The sequence below is a fragment of the Denitromonas iodatirespirans genome (assembly GCF_018524365.1).
Lineage (GTDB): Bacteria > Pseudomonadota > Gammaproteobacteria > Burkholderiales > Rhodocyclaceae > Nitrogeniibacter > Nitrogeniibacter iodatirespirans.
In genome coordinates this window covers 13,008-33,720 of sequence record NZ_JAEKFT010000021.1, presented here as the reverse complement: position 1 = coordinate 33,720, position 20,713 = coordinate 13,008, and the positions used below count along the sequence as shown (strand labels likewise).

The following is a 20,713-nucleotide window of genomic DNA, read 5'->3' as shown; positions in this document are numbered from 1 at the left end:
CACAAGAGCGATCCGGCCGACAGCCGCCCGCCCGGCAGCCGCCGCGCGGGGGCGAACCACAATAATCCAAAGAAGGAGACAGACGTCATGTCAGCAGTCAAAGAAGGCCACGGCCAGTGGTCGTCGCGCATGGGCTTCGTGCTCGCCGCCGTCGGTTCGGCCGTCGGCCTGGGCAATATCTGGAAGTTTCCCTACATGGTCGGCCAGAGCGGCGGCGCCGCCTTCGTGGCCGTGTACCTGGTGTGCATCGCCCTGATCGGCCTGCCGATCATCGTCGCCGAGTGGATGATCGGCCGCCGCGGGCAGAAGAACCCGATCAACTCGATGGCCGATCTGGCCCGTGAAAACGGGCGTGGCAAGGGCTGGGCCCTGGTCGGCGTCAGCGGCACGCTGGCCGGCTTCCTGATCCTGTCGTTCTACAGCGTGATCGGCGGCTGGGCGCTGTCCTATCTGCTCGACGCGCTCAGCGGCAGCTTCGGCGGCATGGACTCCGACGCCGCCGGCGCCGCCTTCAACGGCATGCTCGGCAACCCGGGCTCGCTCACCCTCTGGCACACCGCCTTCATGGTGCTGACCGCCGGTGTGGTGGCGCTCGGCGTGTCGGGCGGTCTGGAGCGCGCCTCCAAGATCCTCATGCCGGCGCTCGGCGTGCTGCTGGCGCTGATGGTCGGCTACGGCGCCGCCTCCGACGGCTTTGGCCGCGCACTGGAATACCTGTTCGCGCCGGACTTCTCCAAGCTCACCGGCGAAGTGGTGCTGGCCGCCCTCGGCCATGCCTTCTTCACCCTGTCGCTGGGCATGGGCGTGATGATCGCCTACGGCTCCTACCTGGGGCAGAAGGTGAACCTGCTGCGCGCCGCGCGCACCGTGGCCATCATGGACACCGTGATCGCCCTGGGCGCCGGCTTGGCGATCTTTCCCATCGTGTTCGCCAATGGCCTCGACCCGGCCGCCGGCCCGGGCCTGATCTTCGTCACCCTGCCGCTGGTCTTCGGCAAGATCACCGGTGGCGTGATCCTCGGCACCATGTTCTTCCTGCTGCTCACCTTCGCCGCACTCACCTCGGCCATCTCGCTGCTCGAACCTTCGGTCGAGTTGCTGCAGGAGCGCACCCCGCTGGGCCGGGTCGGCGCCACCGTGCTGGCCGGCGTGGTCATCTGGGCGCTGGGCATCGCCGCGCTGCTGTCGTTCAACGTGTGGAGCGACGTGCTGATCTTCGGCAACAACATCTTCGACCTGCTCGACAAGCTCACCAGCAAGTTCCTGCTGCCGCTGACCGCGCTGGGCGCGGTGGTGTTCGTCGGCTGGTGCCTGAATCGCGACAGCGTGCGCGAAGAGCTGGACCTCGGCGGCGGCGGTTTTGCGCTGTGGAACCTGGTGGTGCGCTTCGTCGCGCCGATCGGGGTGATCGTGGTGTTCGTCTCCAGCCTCTGAGGCGCGTCGCTCGATGTGAATACGCCCGGCCTGCGCGCCGGGCGTTTTTCATTGTCGGTATAGTTCGCAAGACACCACCATGATGCGAACCGCCATGACCCATACCCCCATTCTCCCCACCGTCGAGATCGAAACCGGCGCCAATCCCACCCATGCCGTGATCTGGCTGCACGGCCTGGGCGCCGACGGCCACGACTTCGAACCGGTGGTCGACGCCTTCGACGAAGCCGCGCTGCCGCCGACCCGCTTCGTCTTCCCTCACGCGCCCACCCGCCCGGTGACCATCAACGGCGGCTACGTGATGCGCGCCTGGTACGACATCGTCTCGCAGGACTTCTCCGCCCGCCGCGAAGACCCGGAAGGCGTGCACCAGTCGGCCGCACAGATCGAAGCCCTCATCGCCCGCGAAAACGCGCGTGGCATCCCCGACGCCAACATCGTGCTCGCCGGCTTCTCGCAAGGCGGCGCCATCGCCCTGCACACCGCCCTGCGCCACCCCAAGCGCCTCGCTGGCGTGCTGGCCTTGTCCACCTACCTGCCGCTCGCCGACACGCTGGCCGCCGAAGCCAGCGATGCCAACCGCGACGTGCCCATCTTCATGGCCCACGGCCGCGACGACGGCGTGATCCCCCACGATTTCGCCCTCAAATCCTTCGCCCAACTCAAACAAGCCGGCTACCCGATCGCCTGGCAGACCTACTTCGTCGAGCATGGGATCGTGATGGAGGAGGTGCGGGATATCGAGCAGTGGCTGGGGACGGTGTTGGTGCGGTAGGGGCGGGATGCTGGTTGCGTAGCCCGGATGCAGCGCAGCGGAATCCGGGGACGGTGGTCGATTAAGCGATGAATCCCGGAGGCGGCCCTGCGGGCCTTGTCCGGGCTACGCTTGCTTCATGGCGCCCACCGCGTACGAACGCAACGTCACCGTACAACAGCTTTTTCGCGGTGTCCGAAAGAATTGACCATTACAGTCTGCCGACGGGACCACATATCCTCACGTTGGCTTTCGTTGGACGTGCGGCGGTACTCACCGCCGTTCATCTCGTGGTTCTGCATTTCACCGATCAACAAACGCATTCGGAGATACCGCCCTATGTTTCGACGCCTTGCCTATACCATCGCTGGTCTGGCCGTCGTCGTGCTGGCGGTGCTCGGTTCTCTGCTCGCCACCGGGGAGCGCGGTCTCTCGGGTCGCGCCGACCACATCCGCTCGCCGTTTGGGCCAAGAACCGTGGATACCTATCGGGCGGATGCCGCCGAGGCGGAGCGCCTTGGCTGGTCGCCTGGGGCACTTGACAGGGTGCTCGACTACGTATCGCGACTGAGTGCCGATACCTTCATCATCATGACGGATGGCGAAGTCGTCGCCTCTTTGGGCGATATCGAGCAGCCCCATTCGATACATTCCGCGCGAAAGGCGATGCTCAGCGCCGTCGTCGGCCAGCATGTCGGCGAGGGGCCGAACGAGGTCCCGCTCGACGCCACGCTCGAGGAACTTGGCGTCGACGATTCCCCGGGATCCCTTACGCCGCTTCAGCGCCGAGCGACCGTCCTGGACCTGCTCCACAGCAAGTCGGGGATCAATCACCCCGCGGCCGCGGAAGGCGGTCTGACCGCAGAAAAAGACGAGCGTCTCGGGAACACGGAGAACGAGCCCGGCACGATATGGGCCTACAACAACTGGGACTACAATGCCCTGACGACGATCTTCGAGCAGAGAACCGGTCTGTCGGTTGCCCAAGCCTTTGAGACCGGCATCGCCGAACCGACCGGCATGGAGGACTACACCCTCGACTCCGTTTCCTATTCGGAAGCACCCGACCGTTCGCAGCACAGGGCCGTGATGTTCAAAATGTCGGGCCGCGATCTTGGCCGGTTCGGCCAGCTCTATCTGGATCAGGGCGTTGTCGGTGATGCTGCGGTCCTGCCCAGATCCTGGATCAATCGCATCACCATCGACTTTGCGGAGACGGGCATTGGTGGCCTCAGGGCCGGGCACGGGTTCCTGTGGTGGCTCCCCGATCCCGAGACTGGCTTGCCTGAAGGCAGCTACTTTGCCTGGGGGTTGGGGCAGCAGTCGGTTTTCGTTATTCCCGCTTGGAATACCGTGATTGTGCACCAGTCGGATACGACGGAGTTCCTTAAACGGTGGTTTGATTTGCAACGGCAGGGCGTCGGCGGCGACACGGCGTTGGAACAGATCCTTGAGGGCTGTTTGGAGAAAGATGCGCTGAAAACCGAATTCTGCCGCGAACACCGCTTTACCGGTCGTCGGGAATTCAATCGGCTCATTTCAGCTGTCGCGGCGGCTCGCCACCAGCGCGGACCATGACATGGCGGCGGGCAACTTCGGACGGTATTGGGCGGGGACGTCAGCCGCCCCGACCCGACTCGCGCTTTTGCGGTACCTGAGACATCCTCCTCAAGCGTAGTCGGGAAAAGGCCCGCAGGGCCGCCTCCTGGACTCATCGGTTGATCGACCACCGCTCCCGGATTTCACTTCGCTCCATCCGGGCTACGTTTGCCGCGAACGATCTGGTGCAACCCAACCCCTACGGCACGTCCAGCGCCCGCTCCATGAACAGAACGGAGGCCCGGTAGGTCGCCATCGACGCCGGGGCTTGATAGTCCTTCATGCTGTTGTCGGCATAGGGCGCGATTTCCCGGAAGCCGACCGATCGATAGAGCGTGTGCGCCGCCGTCAATGCCCTGAGGCTCTCCAGCCGCACGGTGTCGAAGCCCATGCTCCGCGCGTCGGCCAGTAGCCGTTCGACCAGCAGTCGGCCGACCCCCAGGCCGCGTGCATCGTGCCGGACATACATGCGCTGGATTTCGCCCACGGACGTCGTCAGGCGCTTGAGGCAGCCGACGGCGACATAACGGTCCTCGTGGCGAACGACATAGAAGCGCCCCGCGGGCGGGTAGAACTTTGCCCGGTCGTCAAGATCCGAGGCGATCATGGCCTCGATGTCGAAGCTCAGCCGATAGTGGTCGCGGGCGGTCTCGGCGATGAATTGCAGGTACTCGCGGATGAGCGATGCGGCGGCGGCAGCGGTGTCGGCATCGCCGACGGGGACAAGAACGGGTTGGGTGGCGGGCATGCGACGCTCCGTGTTGACGCGGGTTCGCGGTTGAGGGATCAGGCGGGCGGGGGCTCAGCTTCCTTTCTGTCTTCGCCCTGGTCCGGCATCGTCAGCGTGACCGGTAGCGGGGGAAGGGGCTTGCCGTCCGCGCCCTGGAGCTGATGGTCGAACGCCGCCTGGAGGCCGGTCTCGCCCTCGACCTCGTGGCTGGCGGGATGGTCGATGTAGCGCGGATACAGGGGCGACAAGACGGCGACCAGGATACCGATCGCGGCGAACATGGCAAACGCATCGGCGTAGCCGAATGCATTCACCAGCAGGCCGACGACGGGCGAACCCGTCGCCTGCCCCAATGCAACGGCCATGAAGGGCAGCACCGGCCCCATGGACAGCCGGCCCGGCAGCAGGCGGATGCCGGTCATCAGATAGAGCCCCGTCAGGCTCATGTAGGCCAGCCCGAAGACCAGCGCGGAAAACGCGGCGAGCACCAGCCGGCCGGGGCTGGCCGCGAGCAATGCCAGGCTCGCCGACAGCATCATCAGCATCAGCGCCTGCGTGATGGGCGGGTTGTTGCGATCGGCCAGGTCGGCGACCACGGCACCGCCGAGGCCGGCAATGCCGACCGCCAGCCAGAGCCACCCGGTGGCATTCGGCGGCAAGCCGCCGAGGGCGACCGCCAGGTCGGGCGCGAAGATCCAGTACGCCGCGGAGACGAAGCCCATCGCAAAGGCGAACAGCGAGAGCCTGAACAGACGCGACCACTGCAAGACGCTGATCGGAGGCGGCGGCGCGGCGTTCGTGGGCGTGACGCGCGAAACCGAGGGGAGGATGGTCCAGGCCGCCACCACGCCGACGCCGGCCAGCACGGCAAAGGACAGGTAGGCCAAGCGCCAGGCATCGGCCAGGAACAGAACGGCGGGGACGGCAACGGCAACGCCGATGCTGGTCCCCGCGTTCATGACCGCGCTCACGCGTCCGTGCAGCGAGCGCTTGACCATCGCCTGCATGGCGGCGGTGAGCGCCGGCATCATCAGGCCGGTGCAGATGCCGCACGCGAACACCCCCGCACCGAGCGAGAGGGCGTCAAAGGCCAGGCTGATCAGGGCCAGGCCGCCGGCCCCGAAGCCCCCGGAGAGCACCGCCGAGTAACGGGCGCCGAGGCGATCGGCGATGAAGGGCGCAACCAACGTGGCCAGCAGGAAACTGATGAGCGGCAGCGCGCCGATGATGCCGATCAGGTCCGGCGTGAGATCCAGCTCGGCGCGGATGGGCGGCACGAACAGCCCGAAGGCGAAGCGGGCGAGCCCGAAACTGATCGCGATCAGCGCGGCACCGAACAGCGCAAAAGCAGTGCTCGACAGTGACTTCATGTGGCCTCCGTCAGACAGGCATCTGGCAAGCGCCGCGTGCATCGGCGAAGGAAGCCGAACACGCTGGCACGGCGGCCGAGCACCTGCAGATGTCCAGGGCGGCGTTCAGCGTTCAAACCGCACGGTCAGCCCAGGCAGCGGGATGCCTTGCAACGCGGTTGTCCAGGTCTGGCCAGGGGCCAGGGCGTATGCGCGGGTCAGGGTGCCTGTTGTCACAAGTTCGCCGGCCTGCAGCGGCACGGCATCTTGCTGTGTGGCCAGGACCTCGGTGAGCTGAGCCAGGGCGCGCAGCGGGCTGCCGAGCACGTTGGCGCCTGTCCCGACTTCGCGCACGGCCCCGTCGCAGGCCAGGGTGACGGTGAAGCTGGCCAGCGCTTCCTGTGCCGCCTCGCCGAGTTGAGCGATGGGCACCGGCGGGCCGAGCAGCAAGCTGCCGTGAAGCGAGCCGTCGGCGACGGTGTCGGCGGCCTGGAACGCCCAGCCGGGAAAATGCGATTGCACGACCTCGAAGGCATGGGCAACCCAGTCGATCGAGGCCAGCAGTGCGCGCAAGTCACTGCCGACCGGGGGCTGGGTGCGGAAGTGGAAAACGATTTCCGGTTCGATCTTGGGTTCGGCGAACGGGCCGATGCGGCAAGTGCCTTCGCCCGTGTCGAACGAAACGACGGTTTGATCGTAGACATAGGCCCAGATGGGATCGCGGACGCCATAGATGCGCCACATGTCCGCGTTGGTGAAACCGATCTTGCGGCCGACCGGCACGGCGCCTTCGGCCATGCGCCGATCATGAACACGCCGCGCCACGGCGTAGGCCGAGGGGAGGTCGAAGGCGGCCACGCCCTGCGAGAATGGCGCGATCTGGCGCACCGACTTGTGTGCCGACCATACCTGCGAGGCGATATGGTCGAGTTCCCGGGCTTCAAGCATGGCCGTCGCTCCTGATGACACATTGAGCTTAGGCGACCCGGTCGGTAAGGTCTAATCCGGCCGGCCGCGTGCTGGTGGTGCTGCGGCGAACGAAAGCCGGCGCCGGGGGGCGATCGGCCGATACACCTCGGAGGCGGCCCTTCGGGCCCTATCCGAGCGATGCGGGCGCGTTTGACGCGACGACCGGCAGTCCTACCAGAACGCCGGGTCGCTCAGCGCCGCGACGCACCGCGACGCCCCCTTGAGCGGTGTCAGGGGGCGCTCCGACAGCGACTGGCCCATCCAGCCTTCCGGGTGCTGGAGTTTGAAGGGGGGCCTGGCGTCGGCTTCGCTGATTTGCCGGAAACCCACGCGCATGTAGTAGTTCGGATCGCCATAGGTGAGGGCGGCGTCAACGCCGGCGTCGCGCAGGGCGGCCAGACCGTGCTTCAGCAGTTGCTGGCCGATGCCTTTGCCCTGCGCTTCGGTCGCGACGGCGACCGGCCCCAGGATGAATACAGTGCGCGCATCCTGCGCAAAGCGCATGCGCGAGAAGAAGATGCCGCCAACGATCCGGCCTTCGTCCCCGGCGGTGAACACCAACAGATCCTGTGGCGGGGTGTCGTGCAGCATGGTGCGCACGAGCGAGCCGATCCGCGCGCCTTCCTCGGCACCTTCGGAGGCGGTGAAGGTGTTGGTGAAGAGTGCGATCAGCGCGTCTTCGTGGCCGGCGATGGTGTTTGAGAAGTGCATCTGTTTTCCTGGCTCGCGCTGATTGGGCGGCGGTCCCGGATTTCGCGGTGCTCGATCAACCGGTGATTCCCGGAGGCGGCCCTGCGGGCCTTGTCTGGGCTATTCGTTCGGCATTATGTGCGTTTAACCGGCGCCATCCGGCGCTACCTTGTCCTGCGTCTTCAATTCAAAATCCGACGCATCATGCCGCTCGTGCAATTGCTCCGAGGGTTCGCCCCAGCTGCGGTTGACCATGCACCCACGCTTCACGGCGGGGCGTTGGGCGATCTCGCGGGCCCAGCGGTTCAGGTGCGTGTAGCTCGCGGCGTCGAGGAATTCGGCGGCGCCGTAGGCCTGGCCGAGCACAAGCTTGCCGTACCAGGGCCAGGTGGCGATGTCGGCGATGGTGTATTCGTCGCCGCCTAGGTAGCGGTGCTCGGCCAGCTCGCGGTCGAGTACGTCCATCTGGCGTTTGACTTCCATGGTGTAGCGGTTGATGGGGTACTCGAACTTTTCAGGAGCGTAGGCGTAGAAGTGGCCGAAGCCGCCGCCAAGATAGGGCGCCGAGCCCTGCAGCCAGAACAGCCAGTTGAGCGCTTCGGTGCGTGCGGCCGGGGCCTTGGGCAGGAGGCGGCCGAACTTTTCGGCGAGGTAGAGCAGGATGGCGCCGCTTTCGAACACGCGGCTGCCGGTGGTGGTGTCGAGCAGGGCGGGGATCTTGGAATTGGGGTTCACCGCGACGAAGCCGGTGGAGAACTGGTCGCCCTGGCTGATGCGGATCAGGTGGGCGTCGTACTCGGCGCCGTGCTCGCCGGCCGCCAGCAGCTCTTCGAGCGCGATGGTGACTTTCTGGCCGTTGGGCGTGCCCATGGAGTAGAGCTGCAGCGGGTGCTTGCCGCGCGGCAGGGTGGCCTCGTGGGTGGGGCCGGCGATGGGGCGGTTGATCTTGGCCCACTCGCCGCCGTTCTCGGCGTCCCAGGTCCAGACCTTGGGCGGGGTGTAGGAGGGTGTGTCGGACATGCGTGTGGCTTCCTTGTTCCGTGTCGGGGGCTATTCCGGCTGCTTGGCCAGTTGTTCGAGGATGCGGGTGTAGTTGTCGACGCCTTGCGCGCCGCTCACCAGATAGCGGTGGTTGAAGATGATGGCGGGCACGGCCTGGATGCCCTGGGCCTGCCAGTGGCGTTCGGCCTCGCGCACCGCGGGGGCGAAGCGCTGGTCGGCGAGCACGGCGCCGGCTTCGTCGCGGTCGAGCCCGACGGTGGCGGCCATGTCGGCCAGCATGGCGGGGTCCGACAGATCGCGGTGATCGGTGAAGTGCGCTGCAAACAGCGCCTGCGCCAGCGCGTGCTGGCGGTCGTGTTGATCGGCCCAGTGCAGCAGTTGGTGCGCGTTGAAGGTGTTGTGCATGCGCAGGTCGTCACTAAAGTGAAAGGTGAAGCCGAGTTCGGCGCCGAGCGCGGTGATTCTCTGGCGGTTCTCTTCCGACTGGGCCGGCGTGGTGCCGTATTTCTCGGCCAGGTGCTCGCGCAGGTTCTGGCCCTCGGGCGGCATGTCGGGGTTCAGTTCGAAGGGGTGCCAGCGAATCTCGTGCGGCGTGCCGGCGGCGGCCAGCGCGGTGGCCAGCTGGCGGTAACCGATGAGGCACCACGGGCAGACGACATCGGACACGATGTCGATCTGCAGCGCTTGCGCGTCGTGGGTCATGGGGTCTCCTGGGTCGGATCGGGCTGCGTGGATGAAACCGACCGGACAAAGTTGGTGGATTTGCGCCCATCGGTCAAGTCGAGCGCCGGCGCATGGCGTGGGCAACCGGTGCCGGCCCGGCGCGTGGACACCTGCTGCAAGCATCCGCGGATGCGGGAAGCGGCCGGGCGCTGGTAAGCTGGCGGCGGGAGAGGAGACTGCGAATGAGCGCGTCTGCGACACAGGATAACGGCTGGAAGCTCAAGGCTCGGCGGTGGGTGTTGGGCGTCGTTGCGGGCGTGGTGCTGTATGCGCTGCTGGGCTTTTTTGCGCTGCCGGCGCTGGTCAAGTGGCAGCTGCCGGTGCAGGCCGGCGAGGCGCTGGGCCGGCAGGTGACGCTCGACGACGCCCGCTTCAATCCCTTTTCGCTGACCCTGTCGCTGTCCGGCCTGCGCGTTGCCGAGGCGGACGGCAGCTCGGTCGCTGCGCAGATCGGCCGACTCGACACCGATCTGCAATGGCGCTCGCTGTATTACTGGGGGCTGGTGTTTTCGCGGCTCGACATCGATGCGCCCGCGCTGCGCCTGACGCGCTTCGAGGACGGCCGCCATAGTTGGTCCGACGTGGTCGAACGCCTGACCCGGCCCGAGCCCACGCGACCGCGTCCGGAGGTGGAGCCCGGGCCGCCGCGCTTTTCGGTCAACAACATCCGCATCACCGGCGGCAGCATCGACATCGACGACCAACCCGCCGGCGTGACCCACACGGTGCGCGAGCTGAGCTTCGGCCTACCCTTCATCTCGGGGTTTCCGGCCGAAGTCGAGCGCTATGTGACGCCGGCGCTGTCGGCGCAGATCAACGGCTCGCCGTTTCGCCTCGACGGGCGCACCCGCCCCTTCGGCGAAGATCTCGAAACCGTCATCGACCTGCAGCTCGACGCGCTGGACATCACGCCTTATCTGGCCTACCTGCCGTTCGACCCGGCCTTCAAAGTGCCCTCGGGCACGCTCACCACGGCCCTCGAACTGGCCTTCTCCGAGCCGCAGGGGCTGGGGCCGCGGCTGATGCTGGCCGGCAACATCGCGCTGACCGATCTGGCGCTGCGCCACCGCGACGACCGGCCGGTGATCCAGCTGCCCAAAGTCACGACGGTGATCCGCGAGTTCGACGTGTTCGGTCAGTCGCTGCATCTCGAACGGATCGACATCGATCGGCCGACGATCGACTTGCGCCGGCTGGCGGATGGCACGCTCGATGTGATGCAACTGATCCCGACGCTGCCGGCCGAGGCGCCGACGCCGGCAACCGCCGATACCCCGACACCGGCGGCGGCCGATACCCCGGCCGAGGCCGCCCAATCGCCGGCCGCCGACCAAGCCCCGGCCGCGGCACCGGCCGACCCCCCGACCCCTTCCGGGGCGCTGCTGGTGACGGTCGACCAGTTCGACATCACCGGTGGGCAGTTCCGCTATACCGATGCCGCAGCCCCGGCCGGTGCCTTCGAGACGCAGCTCGACGACATTGCCGTCTCGCTCACCGGCTTCGTGTCGAATGGCCATCGGCCCGCGCAACTGAGCATCACGGCGCGCAGCCCGGCCGGCGAGCAGATCGCGCAGCAGGGCGAACTGGCCCTCGCGCCGCTGCGCGCCTCGGGCACGCTGTCGTTGACCGACATCCCGCTGGCCTGCTACCAGCCGTACTTCGCCCAGCAGCTGGTCGGCGCCCGGCTCACCGGCGGCACGGTGTCGGCCACGCTGCCCTATGTGCTCGACGAGGCCGGCCTGCGCCTGGACAAGGCAGAGCTCACGCTGGCCAAGGCCGCGCTGCAGCTGGACACACAGAAGAAACCCGCCGTGCGCATCGATGCGCTCAAGCTCGACGGCATCGACATGGATGTGACGGCGCGCAGCGCATCGGTGGCGCGCGTGAGCAGCAGCGGCGGGGTGCTGGCGGCCGTGCGTGCGCGCGACGGCAGCATCGATCTGGCGCAGATCGTGGCGCCTGCCGACGATGCGCCCGCGCCCGAGGGGCCGCCCTGGACCGCACGCGTGGCGCGCACCGAGCTGAGCGGCTGGACGCTGCGCTTCGAAGATCGCGCGGCGCCCGCGCCGGTGGTGGTCGAGGCCGGGCGCATGGCCGTGAGCCTCGGTGTGGTGGGCTCGGATCTGAGCCAACCGCTGTCGCTGAGCCTCGAAGCCATCATCAACAAGGGCGGCTATCTGGCGGCCAAGGGCACGGCCAACCTCGCTCGCCAAGCGGTGGACATGCGGGTGGACGTCAAGGGGCTGGCCTTGCGGCCATTCCAGGCGTACGCGACCGGCGGCATCGACGCGAGCCTGCGCTCGGCCAGCCTCTCGCTCGGCGGCCAGCTCCGGGTGGGCGCAGCGCCCAAGCGCGGCGCGCCGCCCGTGCAGTTCCGCGGCGAGGCGGCCATCGAGGATCTGATCGCGGTCGATACGCGCAACGATGTCGATGTGCTGACCTGGAAGCGGCTGGCCGCGAGCGGGCTCGACCTGCGCACCGAGCCGCTGTCGCTGGCGGCGAGCGAGATCACGCTGAACGACTTCTTCTCCCGCCTGGTGCTCAGCGCCGAGGGGCGGCTCAATTTCCGCGAGATGACCGCCGCCGAAAAGGACGCCTCGGCGGCCTCCGCTGCCGCGGCCAAGGCGTCTGCGGAGGCATCGGCGGCGAGCAGTTCATCGGTCACCCCCGGCGAGTTCGATGGCGGGCCGGCGGCCAACGCGGCCACGCCCCCGCAGGCGACCGCCACGGTGCCGCCGCCGTCGCCCGCGCTGCCGCCGATCCGCATCGACCGCATCGTGCTCGAAAACGGCAACGTCGCCTTTGCCGACCGCTTCGTGCGGCCCAACTACGACGCCAACCTCACCGAGGTGGGCGGCACCCTCGAAGGCCTGTCGTCCGACCCGTCGAGCGTCGCCACGCTGTCGCTCACCGCGGCCATCGACCATGCCGCGCCGGTGACCATCACCGGCCAGCTCAACCCGCTGCGCGACGACCGCTACCTCGACATCGTCGCCACCATGCGCGGCTTCGAGCTGCCGACGGTGTCGCCGTATTCGGGCAAGTACGTGGGCTACGGCATTGCCAAGGGCAAGCTGTCGGCCGACCTCACCTACAAGATCATCGACCGCCAGCTCACCGCCGAGAACAAGATCCTGCTCGACCAGCTCACCTTCGGCGAGCGGGTCGACAGCCCCGACGCGGTCAATCTGCCGGTGCAGCTGGCGGTTGCCCTGCTGAAGAACCGCAAGGGCGAGATCGACCTGTCGGTGCCGGTCAGCGGCACGCTCGACGACCCGCAGTTCAGTGTCGCCGGGCTGGTGGCGCGCGCCTTCTTCAACCTCATCCTCAAGGCCGTGACCTCGCCCTTCGCCTTGCTCGGCTCGGTGTTCGGCAGCGGCGGTGAAGAGCTGGCCTATGCCGAGTTCGCACCCGGCCTGGCGCGGCTGACCGACGCCAACACCAAGAAGCTGGAAACCATCGCCAAGGCCTTGTCCGAACGCCCGGCGCTCAAGCTTGAGATTGCCGGCCAGGTCGACCCCGTCGAGGACGAGGCCGGCCTGCGCGAGCAATGGGTGCTCGACCGCATGCGCGAGCGCCAGCGCGAGGCGCTGCTCGACGCCGGCCAGACACCGCCGCCGCTCGACCAGATCAAGATCCCGGATGACAAACGCGACGCCCTGCTGGCCGAGGCCTATGACGAGGCCGAGTTCGAAGGCAAGCCGCGCAACTTCATCGGCCTGACCAAGACGCTGCCGCCCGAGCAGGCGCGCGCGCTGATGCTCGAGCACGCGCCGGTGGGGGAGGCCGAGCTGGCCGCGCTGGGCAAGGCCCGCGCCCAGGCGGTGCGCGACTGGCTGGTGGGTGTGGGCAAGATCAGCGCCGAGCGCATCTTCATGGTCGGCCCGTCGGCTGCCGACACGGCGGACGCGGCGGACAAGAAGGACGTGGCCGGCAGTCGAGTCGATTTTTCGTTGAAGTAGCGGGGCGGGCCGGAGGGCGCCGGCGAACAACCTACCGGCCCGGTAGGCTGGGGTTTCAATCCGCCAAACCACGCCTCCCAGCGCCACCGATGGCGGGATGAATCCCGCCCTACGGTCCCGGATTCTTGGGGGGGGTGGAGGCCCGTTGGGCCAGGCCGTGTAGGGCCGGATTCATCCGGCCGTCAATGCCGTCCTGTCTGACAACCCCCTGGCCAGCTACCGCGCCACCGGCCAGCGCGCATCCACGCTGCGCAGGAAGGCGTCGACCGCGCCGGTGTAGGCGGCATCGTTGCCCAGATCGACATTGATCTCACGGTGCGAGCGGGCCTGCGGCAGAATCTCGACGCGCATACCCAGCGGCTTGGCTGCCGCGGCAAAGGCCTCGGCGTTGGGGCAGGGGCCGTCGTTGCGCTCGGTGGAGCATACGGCCAGCAGCGGCGGGCCGGCCGTGCGCTGCTGGTGCAGCGGCGAGGCGGCGCGCCAGTTGGCCGGGTCGTCGCCGAAGGCCTGGTCATACAGGCGCAGATGACGTCGCTGCATGATCGCCGGCAGGTCGAGCGCGGCGCTGTCGAGCGCCACCGTGGCACGCCAGGGCGCGGCGCCGGCGGCTTTGACGCGTTCTGGCGAGGCGCCGAGCAGGGCCACCAGATGCGCGCCGGCCGAATGGCCCATCAGCACCAGCCGGTTCGCATCGCCGCCCCAGCCGGCGGCCTGGCGCTGCACCGCGGCCAGCGCCCGGGCCACGTCGTCGGCCTGTTCGAGCGGGGCGGTCTCGGGCAGCAGGCGGTAGTTGGTCGACACCAGGATCACCCCCTGACCCACCCAGTGGCGCACCTTGTGCTCGACCACGCTGTCGGCCCCCTTGTCGCCATGACGCCAGCCGCCGCCGTGCACCAGCAGGATGATCGGCGCGCCGGTGGGGCGTGGTTTGGGCAGGTAGACGTCGAAGCGCTGGCGTTCGTGCGGGCCGTAGGCGAGGTCCTTGAGCTGTTCGAACGGGGCGGCCTGCTGGCGGCGCTCGGCGATCCGGTCGCGCAGCGCGCCGGCGTGGGTGGGCAGGGTCAGCAGGACGAGGAGGGCGGCGAGTAACCAGCGTGGCATGGGCGATGCTCCGTGGCAGGGGCGGCCGGTGGCCGCCATCGGGTCACGAAATCATGACGTAAATGTATGACGCTGTGCCAGCGGGCACCCGTTCAGTGGCGCCGGTAGCGCGTCAGGCGTATGTCCACGGTGAGTGTCACGGCGGTCAGCGCCGCCGCGCGGGCGCGGCCCTCGGCGCTGGCGCGGTAGAAGTGCGGCGTCATCACCAGCAGGTCGGCGATGGTGTCGGTGCCTGTGAGTGTGAGCGGGTAGCGGAGGGTGTCGCTGCCCGCGTGACTGAAGCCGGTCGGCAGCGGTGCTTCGCCCGAGCGCTCGGGCTTGAGGCTGGGGTAGATGATCTCGCGCAGTTCGCGCAGGTGGTCCGGCCCGGCATCGACCTGCAGCAACAGGCCGCCGGGCTTGAGCACGCGGGCGAATTCGGCATACACCGGGAAGCCGAACAGGCACAGCACGCGGTCGAGCGTGGCCGGCAGTACCGGCAGCTTGGCATTGCTGCCGACCACCCAGGCGGCGCGCGGGTCCTGCCTGGCGGCGGCCTGCACGGCCCACTTGGAGATGTCCAGCCCGAGCAGGGCCAGCTTGGGCCCGTCGTCGGCCGCGGCCGCGAGTTGGCGCAGGTAGTAGCCCTCGCCGCAACCGGCATCCAGGCAGGCGAGCGGGGCGTCGGGCGCCGCGTCGGCCAGGGTCGCCTGGCTCACCGCGTCGGCGATCGGTCGGTAGTGGCCGGCGTCGAGAAAGCGCTGGCGCGCCGCCACCATCGCCTTGCTGTCGCCGGGGTCGCGCGAGCGCTTGTGCTGCACTGGCAGCAGATGGATGTAGCCCTGGCGGGCGATGTCGAAACTGTGGCCGGTCTCGCAGCGCCAGCTGGCGCCCTCGCGGGTCAGGGGCGCGCCGTCGAGCGGGCAGGCGAGGGCGGTGAAGGCGGTGTGCGGCATGCGGCGTCTGAAAGGTGCGGGGCGAGTATCGCCGGCATTGTACGTGGCCCCGGCACCGGCTTCAGGGGTCGGCGGGCTTTTTGGCGACGATGAACACCGCGCTGTTGGGCTTGGGCTGCCACCGGTGCGCGATGTCGAAGCCGGCGCGGGTCAGGCTGGCGTGCAGATCCTTTTCGGTGAACACGCTCAGATAGGGCAGCAGGCCGAGGCGTGAGCCGATCGACAAAACGAAGCCGATCGCCCGCAGCTTGGGCGAATCGCCGGCGCAGGTGGTGCTGGTGATGAACACCCCGCCCGGCTTGAGCAGGCGATGGACCTTGGCGATCGCGGCATCCTTGTCTCTGAGCAGATGCAGGATGCTGTGCCCCATCACCACGTCGAAGCTCGCGTCGGCCGCGGCCAGCGCATCGATGCTCGACTGCTCGAAGCGCACATTGCTGACGCCGGCGGCGGCCGCCTTTTGGCGGGCGATGTCGAGCATCTTGGGCGATACGTCGATGGCGCGGATCTGCGCCACGTGCGGCGCATGGGAAATGGCGGTGGTGCCCGTGCCGCAGCCGAACTCCAGGACCTGCATGTCCGGGGTGAAATACTGGCGGGTGACGTCCAGCTTGTGCTGATAGGCCGCCGCGTCGGGCACCGGCTGCTTCGCATACCGGTCGGCAATCCAGTCCCAGAACCGGGCCGATTCGCTCATTTCGTTCTCCTTGTGCGTCGATGCTCAGCGCTCGGCCAGCGCCAGTTGCGCGCCGAGCCCGGCAAACACCCCGGCAAAGCCGCGCCGCAGCCATGCCTGCACGCGCGGCGACTCGATCACCGCCTTTCGGAAAGCATGCGCCAGCAGGCCGTAGAGCACAAACACGGCAAAGGTCATGGCCATGAACACGCCGCTGAGCACCAGCAACTGCGCCATCGGTGCCGCGGCGTTGGGGCTGACGAACTGGGGCAAAAACGCCAGGAAGAAAATGCTCAGTTTGGGGTTGAGGATATTCAGCAAAAAGGCCTTCACCATCAAGCGCCGCGCCGACTGCCGGGCGGCGGTCGTGTCGATGGCGAAGGGCGTGGTATCCCGCCAGGTGGCCCAGGCCAGATACAGCAGATAGGCCACACCGGCGACCTTGAGCGCCTGGAAGGCCAGCGCGCTGGCATGCATCAGCGCGGCCAACCCCAGCACCGTGGCCAGCAGATGCGGCACGATGCCGGCGGTGCAGCCGAGTGCCGCGAACACGCTCGCACGCCGGCCGTGGGCCAGCCCGGTGGCGACGGTGAACACCACCCCCGTGCCGGGAATCAACACGACGATGAGCGAGGTGATCAGGAATTCAAGCGACAGCATGGGCGGGGCTCCGGGGCAGGGGCGCAGGCCGTCAGGGTAACGCCTGCATGGCGTGCCCTCAAGGGACGCATGACGCCCGGATGCGCTACCGGGGCGCCAGCGCCGAGGTGCCCAGGCGCAACACGGCATAGGCGGGAGACAGGAGCACGACCGTCGGCGACGACAGCGAACATTCGGCAACGCTCGTTTCGCTGATGGTCAGCAGCGTAAAGGGGTTGCCGGCGCGGGTGGATAACTCGATTTTCTGGATCTGACGATAGACATCCACCTTGGGAAGCCCCGGCCCCGACAACGTGCCGATCGGCTGGGCGTCCAGCAGTGTGGTCTTCAGGTGGTACGGCGTGTTGTCGTCGCGGTAGATGGCCGATGCGTCGGGCACATGGCCGGCATTGACGAGTTCGACCAGGGCGCTCTGTGTTGCATGGTTTTCGGGCCCGTAGCACGGAGGCGCCGTATCCGCGGCTGTCGCGGCGGCACTCGCGGCAAGGCAGCACGCTACGATGAGATGCAAAATCCGCTCCAACAGGCTTCTGCCTTTGCGCTTATTCGACGACTTCAAGGTCGTGATCCCCGGAAGTGACGATCATGGCCCGGACCGTGTAGGGCAGGATGATGCAACCCTCGGACGCGGTACCCGGGTGGCGGATGCTGTCGCCGTGAATGCGAAAGGCGCTGCGCCCGAAGGTAGCGGTGCCGGGCTTGGGGGTGAGTGTGATCGTCAAGGGGCCCTTGCTGTTGGTGTATCCGCCGATCGTCCAGGCGCCACGGGGAATGGGTCCCAGGCTCGAAAGATGCTGCGATGCCGGCCGGTTTTTGTGCGCGCCCTTGCCGGCATACCCGACGCCGCCGGGCACTGCCGCACCATTGTGAGAGAGCATTCCCGACGATTGATCGGAGGCCCAGGTCATGATGGTGGTTTGCTTTGGAAAGCGCTTGTTTAGCATGTCGGCATGTTTCGAACAAGTCGCAGTGGCCACCCTGCGGGAGTCACCAGCAGATGCCACCTACCAGAACGCGACCACCAGCGCGGCGGTGGCGAGCGTGAGCCCAGCGGCGCCCCAGCGCACGCCCGGCGGGGCCGGGGCCACTTGGCGGGCGTCGACCGCGTCGAGTTGCGCGGTGCTCGGCGCGCTGCCCAGCAGGGTTTGCCACAGTGCGGCCGCGGCCGTCGTGATGAGCAGCAGCACAAAGGCGACGAGGGTGAAGTGCAGATTCAGCCAGCCTAGCTGGGTGGCGACAAACCATGCCGCGCTCACCGCGTGGCCGGTGGCCAGGGCCGCCAGCGCGGCATTGGCGGACAGGCGGCGGGACAGCATGCCGAGCGCGAAGACGGCCACCAGCGGCGGGGTGACATAGGCGAAGGCCTGCTGCAGATAGGCGAACAGGCCGGGGAAGCGGTCGATGGCCGGCGCCCATAGCGCGGCGACGACCATCAGGCCCAGGGTGGTGAGTCGGCCGAGTCGGGCCAGTGCCTTGGCATCGAGTTGCGGGCGGCGCGGCTGAACGAAGTCGCAGATCACCAGCGTCGAGGCCGAGTTGAGCGCCGAGTCCACGCTCGACATGATCGCCGCCAGCAGGCCGGCGAGCATCAGCCCGGCCAGCCCGGGGGGCGCGTAAGTGGCGATGAGGCGGGGGAAGACGGTGTCCGGCCTATCCAGGTCGGCGAACAGAGCCACCGCCATGACGCCCGGCAGCACCATCAGGAACAGCGGCAGCAGCTTGAGCGCGGCGGCGATCAGCGCGCCGCGGCCGGCCGTGCCGATGTCGCGCGCGCCGAGCAGGCGCTGGCACACGTATTGGTTCATGGTCCAGTAGTAGAAGCCGAGAATCGGCAGGCCCAGCAGCGTGCCCAGCCAGGGCAGGGCGGGGTCGTCGAGCGGGCGGATGAGCGACAGCTTGTCGGCCGGCACCTGCGCTGTCACCTCGGCCCAGGAGTAGTCGAATTCGGCGAACACCAGCACGAACAGGATGGTCGAGCCGACCAGCAGCACCAGCGATTGCAGCACGTCGGTGTAGGCCACCGCCCGCAGGCCGCCGGCGGCCGTGTAGATGCCGGCGAACAGCGCCAGCGCGGCGCAGGTGGGGCCGAGCGACAGGCCGGGCACGAAGAGCATCACCACCAGCGCACCGGCATACAGGCTGCCGGCGGTGTCGAGCAGCACGCTGAGGATCAGGCTGGTGCCCGACAGGTATTTGCGCAGGCGTGCGTCGAAGCGCTGTTCGAGCAGCTCGGGCACGGTGGTGAGGCGCCGGCCGATCAGCACCGGGGCCACGAACACCGCGGTGAACACCAGCACCAGCGCTGCCATCCATTCGTAGTTGGCCACCGAGATGCCGGTCGCCCAGGCCGCGCCCGGCAGGCCGATGAGCGTGGTGGAGGAGATGTTGGACGCAAACAGCGACAGGCCGATGACGCCGGCGCCCAGTGTGCGCCCGGCGAGAAACAGGTCGTCGGCATCCGGGCTGCGGCGGGTGACGCGCACGCACACCACGACGACGATCAGCAGGTAGACCGCCATGATGGCGTAGTCGGCGGGGTGCAGCGCATTCATCCGGACATTCCGTTATCTTGGGTTCGAGGTGGGCGGCTGACCCTTTTTAGGGAAACATGAAGCCGCGCCGCGGGGCAAGCGCCGGGCCCCGCGCCGCGGCAATGCCCGGCACGGCTTCCTATACTGCCCTCACAAGCCCACCGACCCAGGAGACCGTCATGAACGCGCATGTATACAAGATCGTCGAACTGGCCGGCTCGTCCGCCACCGGCTCCGACGACGCCATCCGCAATGCCATCGCCCGCGCATCCGAAACCCTCGAACACCTCGACTGGTTCGAGGTCATCGAGTCGCGCGGCCACATCGTGGATGGCAAGATCGCGCACTATCAGGTCAAGCTGAAGGTCGGCTTCCGGCTTGAGTAGCCGCCGCGCGCACGCCGCACGCACCGCGGAGGCTGCCGATGACCGACGCGCACCTCTACCGGCTGGCGGCGGACGGTGTGCTGCTGGTGCACTTTGCCGTCGTCATCTTCGTGGTCGGCGGCCTGGTGGTGGTGCTCGTCGGCAACTGGCGGCATTGGGCCTGGGTGAATGGGTGGGCGTTTCGGCTCGCCCACCTGGTCGCCATCGGTATCGTCGTGGTCCAGACCTGGCTTGGCGCAATCTGCCCGCTCACCGTGCTCGAATCCTGGCTGCGCCAGCAGGCCGGCCAATCCGCCTATGCGGCGAGTTTCGTCGAACACTGGGTTCAGCGCCTGCTCTTCTATGAGGCGCCGTTCTGGGTGTTCGCCCTGGCTTACACGGTGTTCGGCGCGCTCGTCGTGGCCGCCTGGTGCTACTTTCCGCCGCGCCGCGGCAGGCGTCGCCCGGGCGGGCCGCCGCTGTGAGGCCCCCGGTGTGGGTTGGGGCGGCAGGCGCTGGTAAGCTGCGCCGCTCTCCACGGATCGACAGGCGTTCGGTATGAACAGGGTTCCCGGCACCGCAGGGTACGACAGCGCGCCCCAGGGGTTTATCGCGTGCTGTCAGGCATTGCGCTTCGACGAGGCTTGCCGGGAGTTCGTCCGCTTCCTGCCGCACGCACCGGCCCGCGTTCTTGATGTTGGCGCCGGTGCCGGCCAGAACGCCGCCGCCCTGGCTGCGCTCGGGCATGTCGTCACGGCGGTCGAACCCATGGCCGTGTTTCTGGATGCGGCGCGGGCGACCTACGCGGCGCTGCCCATCACCTGGCTGGCCGACAGCCTGCCGGTGCTCGATGGTTTGCGGCCCGAGGCGGGGCGCTTCGATTTCATCCTCGTCGCCGCGGTCTGGCACCACCTGGACGCCGCCGAGCGCAAATGCGCCATGGCGCGTCTGGCGCACCTGCTCGATCGCGGCGGGCATTGTGCGCTCACCTTGCGCAATGGCCCGCCCGGCCTGGGCTCTCGCGTCTATGCCACAGATGCGGCCGAGACGGTTCGCCAGGCCGAAGAGGTCGGGCTGTCGTGCGTTCTGCGGTTGGACAACCAGCCAAGCCGCCTCGGCCACAAGGAGGGCGTCCGCTGGGCGCGGCTCGTGCTGCAACAGGCGTGAGCGTCGTTGCTGCGACATGCCGTGCCACCGGGGGGCCGCCCCGGACGCGGGCCGGATCGACGAGCG

At 68.1% G+C, this 20,713-nt stretch carries 20 protein-coding genes; 7 read left to right on the top strand and 13 right to left on the bottom strand.

Going from position 1 to position 20,713, the window contains the following annotated elements:
- The first annotated feature begins 87 nt into the window (after nucleotides 1–87).
- The 3 genes from I8J34_RS16815 to I8J34_RS16805 all read left to right on the top strand — a co-directional run bounded on the left by I8J34_RS16815 (nucleotide 88) and on the right by I8J34_RS16805 (nucleotide 3,766).
- Nucleotides 88–1,434, top strand: coding sequence for a sodium-dependent transporter (locus I8J34_RS16815; protein ID WP_214362796.1), 1,347 nt, complete (start codon nucleotides 88–90; stop codon nucleotides 1,432–1,434).
- Nucleotides 1,435–1,528: 94 nt separating this feature from the next.
- The gene (locus I8J34_RS16810) at nucleotides 1,529–2,209 is read left to right on the top strand and encodes an alpha/beta hydrolase (RefSeq protein ID WP_214362795.1); all 681 of its coding nucleotides are present in this window, start codon (nucleotides 1,529–1,531) and stop codon (nucleotides 2,207–2,209) included.
- 318 nt (nucleotides 2,210–2,527) lie between these two features.
- Nucleotides 2,528–3,766, top strand: a complete 1,239-nt coding sequence (locus I8J34_RS16805) for a serine hydrolase domain-containing protein (RefSeq protein ID WP_214362794.1) — start codon at nucleotides 2,528–2,530, stop codon at nucleotides 3,764–3,766.
- Nucleotides 3,767–3,986: 220 nt separating this feature from the next.
- Here the strand turns inward: I8J34_RS16805 and I8J34_RS16800 are convergent, their stop codons facing one another.
- From I8J34_RS16800 to I8J34_RS16775, 6 genes are all read right to left on the bottom strand, one after another.
- Nucleotides 3,987–4,535 carry a GNAT family N-acetyltransferase gene (locus tag I8J34_RS16800; RefSeq protein ID WP_214362793.1) on the bottom strand — a complete coding sequence of 183 codons (549 nt, stop codon included), beginning with the start codon at nucleotides 4,533–4,535 and terminating at the stop codon, nucleotides 3,987–3,989.
- Between the two features lie 38 nt (nucleotides 4,536–4,573).
- A complete protein-coding gene (locus I8J34_RS16795) occupies nucleotides 4,574–5,887 on the bottom strand; it encodes an MFS transporter (protein ID WP_214362792.1) in 1,314 nt (437 codons plus the stop codon).
- 105 nt (nucleotides 5,888–5,992) lie between these two features.
- On the bottom strand, nucleotides 5,993–6,814 hold the full coding sequence (locus I8J34_RS16790; RefSeq protein WP_214362791.1) for a 2-keto-4-pentenoate hydratase: 822 nt from the start codon (nucleotides 6,812–6,814) through the stop codon (nucleotides 5,993–5,995).
- A gap of 192 nt (nucleotides 6,815–7,006) precedes the next feature.
- Nucleotides 7,007–7,546, bottom strand: coding sequence for a GNAT family N-acetyltransferase (locus I8J34_RS16785; protein ID WP_214362790.1), 540 nt, complete (start codon nucleotides 7,544–7,546; stop codon nucleotides 7,007–7,009).
- A gap of 123 nt (nucleotides 7,547–7,669) precedes the next feature.
- Entirely contained in the window at nucleotides 7,670–8,545 is an 876-nt protein-coding gene (gene yghU, locus I8J34_RS16780; protein WP_214362789.1) for a glutathione-dependent disulfide-bond oxidoreductase, read from the bottom strand.
- 30 nt (nucleotides 8,546–8,575) lie between these two features.
- Nucleotides 8,576–9,229: a DsbA family oxidoreductase gene (locus I8J34_RS16775; protein ID WP_214362788.1), complete on the bottom strand. Its 654-nt coding sequence runs from the start codon at nucleotides 9,227–9,229 to the stop codon at nucleotides 8,576–8,578.
- A 203-nt stretch (nucleotides 9,230–9,432) separates the two neighbouring features.
- Here I8J34_RS16775 and I8J34_RS16770 point away from each other — a divergent pair, with 203 nt between their 5' ends.
- Nucleotides 9,433–13,212: a DUF748 domain-containing protein gene (locus I8J34_RS16770; protein ID WP_214362787.1), complete on the top strand. Its 3,780-nt coding sequence runs from the start codon at nucleotides 9,433–9,435 to the stop codon at nucleotides 13,210–13,212.
- A gap of 216 nt (nucleotides 13,213–13,428) precedes the next feature.
- On the opposite strand, the gene I8J34_RS16765 is transcribed toward I8J34_RS16770, so the two are convergent.
- The 7 genes from I8J34_RS16765 to I8J34_RS16735 all read right to left on the bottom strand — a co-directional run bounded on the left by I8J34_RS16765 (nucleotide 13,429) and on the right by I8J34_RS16735 (nucleotide 19,136).
- Nucleotides 13,429–14,313 (bottom strand): alpha/beta hydrolase, encoded by an 885-nt coding sequence (locus I8J34_RS16765; protein ID WP_214362786.1) that lies wholly within the window; start codon nucleotides 14,311–14,313, stop codon nucleotides 13,429–13,431.
- A 92-nt stretch (nucleotides 14,314–14,405) separates the two neighbouring features.
- Nucleotides 14,406–15,248: a putative RNA methyltransferase gene (locus I8J34_RS16760; protein ID WP_214362785.1), complete on the bottom strand. Its 843-nt coding sequence runs from the start codon at nucleotides 15,246–15,248 to the stop codon at nucleotides 14,406–14,408.
- 61 nt (nucleotides 15,249–15,309) lie between these two features.
- The gene (locus I8J34_RS16755; RefSeq protein WP_214362784.1) at nucleotides 15,310–15,945 is read right to left on the bottom strand and encodes a class I SAM-dependent methyltransferase; all 636 of its coding nucleotides are present in this window, start codon (nucleotides 15,943–15,945) and stop codon (nucleotides 15,310–15,312) included.
- A gap of 24 nt (nucleotides 15,946–15,969) precedes the next feature.
- Nucleotides 15,970–16,584 carry a LysE family translocator gene (locus tag I8J34_RS16750; protein ID WP_214362783.1) on the bottom strand — a complete coding sequence of 205 codons (615 nt, stop codon included), beginning with the start codon at nucleotides 16,582–16,584 and terminating at the stop codon, nucleotides 15,970–15,972.
- 85 nt (nucleotides 16,585–16,669) lie between these two features.
- Entirely contained in the window at nucleotides 16,670–17,143 is a 474-nt protein-coding gene (locus tag I8J34_RS16745; protein WP_214362782.1) for a hypothetical protein, read from the bottom strand.
- Nucleotides 17,127–17,528: a tlde1 domain-containing protein gene (locus tag I8J34_RS16740; RefSeq protein ID WP_214362781.1), complete on the bottom strand. Its 402-nt coding sequence runs from the start codon at nucleotides 17,526–17,528 to the stop codon at nucleotides 17,127–17,129. The genes I8J34_RS16745 and I8J34_RS16740 overlap by 17 nt, the downstream gene beginning before the upstream one ends.
- A 60-nt stretch (nucleotides 17,529–17,588) precedes the next feature.
- Nucleotides 17,589–19,136 carry a sodium:solute symporter family transporter gene (locus I8J34_RS16735; RefSeq protein WP_214362780.1) on the bottom strand — a complete coding sequence of 516 codons (1,548 nt, stop codon included), beginning with the start codon at nucleotides 19,134–19,136 and terminating at the stop codon, nucleotides 17,589–17,591.
- 158 nt (nucleotides 19,137–19,294) lie between these two features.
- Between I8J34_RS16735 and I8J34_RS16730 the strand changes: the two genes are divergently transcribed.
- The 3 genes from I8J34_RS16730 to I8J34_RS16720 all read left to right on the top strand — a co-directional run bounded on the left by I8J34_RS16730 (nucleotide 19,295) and on the right by I8J34_RS16720 (nucleotide 20,647).
- Entirely contained in the window at nucleotides 19,295–19,501 is a 207-nt protein-coding gene (locus I8J34_RS16730; protein ID WP_214362779.1) for a dodecin, read from the top strand.
- A 38-nt stretch (nucleotides 19,502–19,539) separates the two neighbouring features.
- On the top strand, nucleotides 19,540–19,965 hold the full coding sequence (locus I8J34_RS16725; protein ID WP_214362778.1) for a DUF2784 domain-containing protein: 426 nt from the start codon (nucleotides 19,540–19,542) through the stop codon (nucleotides 19,963–19,965).
- 73 nt (nucleotides 19,966–20,038) lie between these two features.
- The gene (locus I8J34_RS16720; RefSeq protein WP_214362777.1) at nucleotides 20,039–20,647 is read left to right on the top strand and encodes a class I SAM-dependent methyltransferase; all 609 of its coding nucleotides are present in this window, start codon (nucleotides 20,039–20,041) and stop codon (nucleotides 20,645–20,647) included.
- Nucleotides 20,648–20,713 lie beyond the last annotated feature (66 nt).